The following is a 6,082-nucleotide window of genomic DNA, read 5'->3' as shown; positions in this document are numbered from 1 at the left end:
ACCAAAGGCGGGCAAGATACCCACCCCACAATAAATAATTGGATATTTTTTTATTTGGAAGTCCCTTATCCTGGATTTTTTCCAGAAATATATTTAAAAAGGAAGAAAATCAGTGCTAATGGAAAAATGGTTTTTTATCGATTGGCAGGCAATCTTTATTCCTAGCATCAGCATCTTTGAGTTAATTATCCGGGGATCGCTGGTCTATTTAGCGCTGTTTTCAGTACTACGCCTGCTTCCTAGCCGACAACTAGGAACATTAGGAATTACTGATTTACTCGTAGTTGTGCTATTTGCGGAAGCTGCCCAAAATGCTATGGCCAGTAATTATACATCGATTACTGAGGGCGCTATCCTGGTAGGAACTGTGATTTTTTGGAGCTATTTGCTGAACTGGTTAGGTTACAAAATACCCCAGTTTCAACGTTTTCTGAATCAGCCGCCACTGCTATTGGTAAAAAATGGTCGGATGATTCAGCGCCATTTACAACGAGAGTTAATTACAGACGATGAGTTGATGAGCAAGTTACGTCAGCAAGGTGTGGAATTTTTAGCAGATGTGAAGTTTGCATATATGGAGGCTGACGGTAGGATTAGTATCATCACCTCGGATGCAAAAACTAGTTCTGTCCCTGAGCAAAAAGTAGCACTAAAAAGTGATCTACATTAATTAGACTGTAAAATATGACGGTTGTATTCTGTGCCGAACTGTGATTGAGCGTTATACTTTGCCGGAAATGGCTAATCTGTGGAGTGAAGCCTATAAACTAAAAACTTGGCTGCAAGTCGAAATTGCTGTTTGTGAGGCTCAAGCTGAACTGGGTTACATTCCATCTCAGGCGGTTGAGGAAATTAAGGCCAAGGCAGATTTTGATACCGATAGGGTGCTAGAAATTGAGGCTGTAGTCCGTCACGATGTGATCGCTTTCTTGACAAATGTCAACGAATATGTTGGTGATGCCGGACGCTATATTCATCTGGGTTTAACTAGTTCGGATGTTTTGGATACAGCTTTAGCATTGCAATTGCTTGCTAGCCTGGATATATTATTGCAACGTCTGGAAGATTTGATTCAGGTAATTCGTCAAAAAGCAGGGGAACATCGTCATACAGTGATGGCTGGCCGATCGCATGGTATTCACGCTGAACCGATTACTTTTGGTTTCAAACTAGCTGGTTGGTTAGCAGAAGTGTTGCGACACCAAGAACGTCTAAATATACTGCGCCAAACGATCGCTGTGGGTAAGATTTCTGGTGCGGTGGGAACCTATGCCAATGTTGAACCGCGTATAGAAGCGATCGCTTGCCAAAAACTCGGACTCAAACCTGATACAGCCTCAACACAAGTTATTTCCCGCGATCGCCACGCCGATTACGTGCAACAATTAGCTTTGGTAGCGGCATCCATCGAACGTTTTGCTGTAGAAATTCGCAACCTGCAAAAAACAGACGTTTTGGAAGTAGAAGAATTCTTCGCCAAAGGTCAAAAAGGTTCCTCAGCAATGCCACACAAGCGCAATCCCATCCGTTCTGAACGGCTGACGGGAATGGCGCGACTTGTCAGAAGTTATGCAGGTGCAGCTTTGGAAAATGTTGCTCTCTGGCATGAAAGGGATATTTCCCATAGTTCTGTAGAACGGGTGATATTGCCAGATGCTTGCACTTTGACGCATTTTATGTTGGTAGAAATAACCGACTTGGTGAAAAACCTGTTGGTCTATCCTGAGAACATGAAACGAAATCTCAACTGTTATGGCGGTGTTGTGTTCAGCCAACAAGTGCTGCTGGCTTTAATAGACAAGGGAAGCAACCGAGAAGAAGCTTATGCGATCGTTCAAGAAAGCGCTCACGCCGCTTGGAACAAACCAGAAGGTAATTTCCAGGACTTAATTAGCAAAGACCCTCGCGTTACCCAAAAGTTGTCTCCAGCAGAACTAGAGGTCTGTTTCGACCCCCAGCAGCATCTGAGGCATTTAGAAGAAGTTTATCAAAGGTTGGGTATTTAACGATTAATTTGCTGGTAGTGAGCGCTTAAGCGCTTACTACTAATTTGTTATCCAAAAAATACGCAAACGCTGTCAAAAAAGAAGATATTAAAATACCAAAAATCTTAAGTATTCCATTGCTGAAAATTGTCAGTTTGCTGCTGGATTTTTTGTCATATATGGGTAGTATAAATAACAAATATCTACTTATTTATTAGTGCTTCGAGTGCCTTAATGATTGAAATCCTAGCCACACTTTCAGCCTCTGCGGCAGCAGGAATAAGAATAGGCATACCCCTGTTGATTATTGGACTATTGCAGGGTAGTAACTTATGGTCACAAGTTCCAATTTTATGTCACATTTCTCCACCAATCTTATTAGGCTGCCTCACCAGTTGGTCATTAATTGAATTGTTAGTCTCAAAAAAGGTATGGGGGCAAAGATTGCTCCAACTAATTCAGTTATTCATGTCTCCCCTCGTGGGCGCAATTATGGGGTTAGCAGTAGCTACCGCAACAGCAACCCCAAACTGGCTGATTGCCATAATTGGGGGTTTGTTAGCTTTAGTACTCCAGCTAGTTCAAGTTGGTTGGTTCTATCGCTTACGTGGCTTACCGTTGTGGGCAGTCTTTCTTCAAGATACCTTATGTATTGCTTTAGTACTTTTTGCCTTTAATGCTCCCTGGCAAGGAGGATTAATTGCTTTAATACTGCTCTGGTTTGCACTTCGTAGTGTCAAGCAGTGGTATGACTGGTATCACAAAGGGCATAGGGCATAGGGCATGGGGCATGGCGCATGGCGCATCAGAAACTAGGGACAAGGAGAGAAGTCTAAAGTTCAGGCGTCCTTAGATGGCGTAGCTATCTCCAACAGAGTATAAAACTTTGGGGAACAAAGGAAGAGTTTTACAATGCCCAATACTTTGACGTCGCTCAGTACAAGTGCCCAATGCCCAATGCCCAATGCCCTTTACTGCAAAAGTCCAATCATATGCAAGAAGCCGTGACCGGTAATTAGCTCGATGATTAAGGCAATGAAGCCCAACATGGCAATCCGACCATTCCATACTTCAGCGCTAGTAGTCAGCCCCCATTCCCAACGCTCTTGGGGGTACATTTTTACCATTTTTTTCATTTGGGCAGCTTGCGAAAGCTTGAAACTGGGCTTTTTCAGCGCATCAATCACTAAGTCTGCCAGTGCATTAATAAATACCGGATGGGTATTGGGAGCCGGAACGCGACGGAAGTTGTGAATTCCTGATTCTTCTGCTACTTCCCGATACTCAATATCAATTTCTTGTAGTGTTTCAATATGCTCTGAGACAAAACTGATAGGCACGACAACTAAATCTTTCACACCTTCTGCGCCTAGTTTTTTGAGGGCATCCTCAGTATAGGGTTGGAGCCATTCTACTGGGCCGACGCGACTTTGGTAAGCTAAGGTGTGGACATTGGGTCGATTCAGGGTCTTCATAATCAGGGCAGTACATTCTTCAATTTCTTGCTGGTAGGGGTCGCCAGCCTCTTCAACGTAGCTTTTAGGAACGCCGTGAGCGCTGAAGAATATATGAACCTCATCTGGATTAGGAAACTGTTCGAGTTCTTGGGCTATGAGTTCCGCTATTGCTTGCAGGTAGCCTGGTTCTTTGTACCAGGAAGGAATGACGGTGTAATCAATGGGCTGAAGTTTTGGATCTTCTTGCCAAAGCTTTTCTAAAAGCCGGAAGCTGGAACCACTAGTACTAATAGAAAACTGGGGATAGAGTGGTAAAATTACCAGATGTTCTATATTATCTTGGGTGATCTGTGCGATCGCCTCTTCTGTATACGGATGCCAATAACGCATTCCTACGTAAATTTTAGCTTCTTGTCCCAAATAACCCAACTGTTCTTTGAGAGCTTGTCCTTGCGCTTCTGTGATCCGCCGCAGCGGAGAACCACCACCGATTTGCTTATAATTTGCTTGAGATGTTCTGGTTCGCCTTGAGGCAATAAACCAGGCTAAGGGCTTTTGCAACCAGCGAAACGGTAGGCGAATAATTTCCGGATCGGAAAATAGGTTATACAAAAACGGCCCGACATCCTCTAGCTTATCGGGGCCACCGAGATTGAGTAATAAGACGCCTACACGACCCATAGCAGTTACTTTCCCCCAATCTTTTCAGATTTTTTACTAATGTTAACAATATATCTTTATTAAATATAAAGCTTAATAGCAAGGAAATATGCAATGGCAACAATTTTAAGAGATTGGAGTTACCGCTATCAGTGGCTATATGATGGCATTTCTAGTTTAGCAGCTTTAAGTTTAGGTGGTGAAGCCCGTTTTCGGCAGCTTGCTTTGCAAGGCTTAACAATTCACTCAGATACTCAGGTGTTAGATTTATGTTGCGGCAGTGGTCAAACAACGCAATTTTTGGTAAAGTTTTCACAAAATGTAACAGGATTGGACGCTTCACCCAAGTCTTTGCAACGGGCGCGGCTAAATGTACCATTAGCTTCTTATGTGGAAGCTTTTGCTGAGGAAATGCCATTTACAGATAATCTGTTTGATGTGGTGCATACTAGCGTCGCACTACACGAGATGCAGCCTCAGCAATTACGAAAAATTATTAATGAAGTTTATCGGGTGCTGAAGCCAGGAGGGGTGTTTACGCTGGTGGATTTTCACGCTCCTACGAATCCGATATTTTGGCCTGGGGTGTCAGTGTTTTTGCTGTTGTTTGAGACGGAAACAGCTTGGGAACTGTTGAAAACTGATTTGACTAAGTTGTTAACAGAGACTGGATTTGAAGCGAGTAAGCTAACTTTATATGCAGGCGGTAGTTTGCAAGTGATACAGGCGAAGAAGTGAACAATATTGCTTTATTAATAGTAGGTAAGATCCCCTGCTATTAATAAAGTATAGGTGATTGTTATAGCGGTTTTCGGCCATTGTGAGGTAGAATAACGCCACCCCCAACCCCCTCAGCGCAACCGAAAAGGGGGCTATGAGATTAATAAACGCTATATATTGAAATTAGCATGATGAAATTTTGAGGTTAATAAAAATGACACAGGAATTAATAGACCTCAGAACTTGTATCCTGGAAGGGCGTTACGCAGATGCCTTAGTAATTGTAGATGAATTAGAGGGCATGAGTAAACAAGCTATTCTGCGGAATATTCAAGCTTATTTAAGGATTCTGCTGATTCATTTGATTAAGAACCAACTAGAGCAGCGATTAACTGGTTCTTGGGTTGCTTCTATTCGTAATTCACTTATAGAAATTAAGAAGCTCAATCTCAAAGACAATAAAAACTCTTCTTATATTAATTTAAATGAATGGGATACTTATATTGAAGATGAAATAGAAGCAGCAGTGCGTGATGCCAGTGTGGAAGTTTTGAATGGAATGTACAATGAATTCAAACTGGCTGATATGGTTGATAGAAACCAGATTATTCAGACTGTTTTGAAGTTGTTGGCGCTAACTTATTCTTATTCAGTTAAGGAGTTACCCGCAGTTGTGGCTGAAAATTTAATTCAGCTATCTGGTGGAGAAGATTGGAGAGTAGGTAGGCGGTAAACAAATGACGCAAGAACTAATAGACCTCAAAAAAAGTATTTTGGAAGGACGTTATGCAGATGCCTTGGCAATTGTAGATGAATTAGAAGGCATGAGTAAAAAGGCTATTTTGCGGCAAATTAAATCGTTTTTAAGGATTCTACTGATTCATTTAATTAAAAATCAACTAGAACAGAGATTAACAAATTCTTGGGTAGCTTCTGTTCGCAACGCCATACGCGAAATTAAAGAAGTGAATTTAAAAGACAATAAAACATCTTACTATATCAATTTAAATGAATGGGAAAATTTGATGGATGAGGAAGTTATTGAAGATGCGATCGCAGATGCCAGCGATGAAGTAATGAATGGAGCATATAATCAATTTCAATTGGCTGAAATGATAGATAGAAATCAGATTATTCAGACTGCTTTGAAGTTTTTGGCACTAACTTATTCTTATTCAGCTAAGGAGTTACCCGCAGTTGTGGCGGAAAATTTAACTCAGCTACCCGGTGGAGAAGATTGGAAAGCAGGTAGGCCGTAAA

At 41.8% G+C, this 6,082-nt stretch carries 7 protein-coding genes; 6 read left to right on the top strand and 1 reads right to left on the bottom strand.

What is annotated here, in order from left to right; all coding sequences use genetic code 11:
* The first annotated feature begins 118 nt into the window (after window positions 1–118).
* The 3 genes from ACYTXL_RS20815 (at window position 119) to ACYTXL_RS20805 (ending at window position 2,765) form a co-directional block, all read left to right on the top strand.
* Window positions 119–670 (top strand): DUF421 domain-containing protein, encoded by a 552-nt coding sequence (locus ACYTXL_RS20815; protein ID WP_292802833.1) that lies wholly within the window; start codon window positions 119–121, stop codon window positions 668–670.
* Between the two features lie 40 nt (window positions 671–710).
* Window positions 711–2,006: an adenylosuccinate lyase gene (gene purB, locus ACYTXL_RS20810; RefSeq protein WP_461926377.1), complete on the top strand. Its 1,296-nt coding sequence runs from the start codon at window positions 711–713 to the stop codon at window positions 2,004–2,006.
* A 213-nt stretch (window positions 2,007–2,219) separates the two neighbouring features.
* Window positions 2,220–2,765, top strand: coding sequence for a DUF4126 domain-containing protein (locus ACYTXL_RS20805; RefSeq protein ID WP_461926376.1), 546 nt, complete (start codon window positions 2,220–2,222; stop codon window positions 2,763–2,765).
* Between the two features lie 191 nt (window positions 2,766–2,956).
* On the opposite strand, the gene hemH is transcribed toward ACYTXL_RS20805, so the two are convergent.
* Window positions 2,957–4,123, bottom strand: a complete 1,167-nt coding sequence (hemH, locus tag ACYTXL_RS20800; protein WP_461926375.1) for a ferrochelatase — start codon at window positions 4,121–4,123, stop codon at window positions 2,957–2,959.
* Window positions 4,124–4,216: 93 nt separating this feature from the next.
* On the opposite strand from hemH, the gene ACYTXL_RS20795 reads away from it, so the two are divergent.
* The 3 genes from ACYTXL_RS20795 to ACYTXL_RS20785 all read left to right on the top strand — a co-directional run bounded on the left by ACYTXL_RS20795 (window position 4,217) and on the right by ACYTXL_RS20785 (window position 6,081).
* The gene (locus tag ACYTXL_RS20795; protein ID WP_461926374.1) at window positions 4,217–4,840 is read left to right on the top strand and encodes a class I SAM-dependent methyltransferase; all 624 of its coding nucleotides are present in this window, start codon (window positions 4,217–4,219) and stop codon (window positions 4,838–4,840) included.
* Window positions 4,841–5,036: 196 nt separating this feature from the next.
* Window positions 5,037–5,555: a DUF29 family protein gene (locus ACYTXL_RS20790; protein WP_461926373.1), complete on the top strand. Its 519-nt coding sequence runs from the start codon at window positions 5,037–5,039 to the stop codon at window positions 5,553–5,555.
* Window positions 5,556–5,559: 4 nt separating this feature from the next.
* Entirely contained in the window at window positions 5,560–6,081 is a 522-nt protein-coding gene (locus ACYTXL_RS20785; protein ID WP_461926372.1) for a DUF29 family protein, read from the top strand.
* Window position 6,082 lies beyond the last annotated feature (1 nt).

Source organism: Nostoc sp. (assembly GCF_054880495.1).
Note: the sequence above shows the minus strand (reverse complement) of the source record. Positions and strands in the feature narration are given on the sequence as shown.

What these genes read in the sequence shown, in the direction of transcription:
- ACYTXL_RS20815 (WP_292802833.1), top strand. Translation starts at nt 119, where the DNA reads ATGGAAAAATGGTTTTTTATCGATTGGCAGGCAATCTTTATTCCTAGC.
- ACYTXL_RS20805 (WP_461926376.1), top strand. Translation starts at nt 2,220, where the DNA reads ATGATTGAAATCCTAGCCACACTTTCAGCCTCTGCGGCAGCAGGAATA.
- hemH (WP_461926375.1), bottom strand. Translation starts at nt 4,123, where the DNA reads ATGGGTCGTGTAGGCGTCTTATTACTCAATCTCGGTGGCCCCGATAAG.
- ACYTXL_RS20795 (WP_461926374.1), top strand. Translation starts at nt 4,217, where the DNA reads ATGGCAACAATTTTAAGAGATTGGAGTTACCGCTATCAGTGGCTATAT.
- ACYTXL_RS20790 (WP_461926373.1), top strand. Translation starts at nt 5,037, where the DNA reads ATGACACAGGAATTAATAGACCTCAGAACTTGTATCCTGGAAGGGCGT.
- ACYTXL_RS20785 (WP_461926372.1), top strand. Translation starts at nt 5,560, where the DNA reads ATGACGCAAGAACTAATAGACCTCAAAAAAAGTATTTTGGAAGGACGT.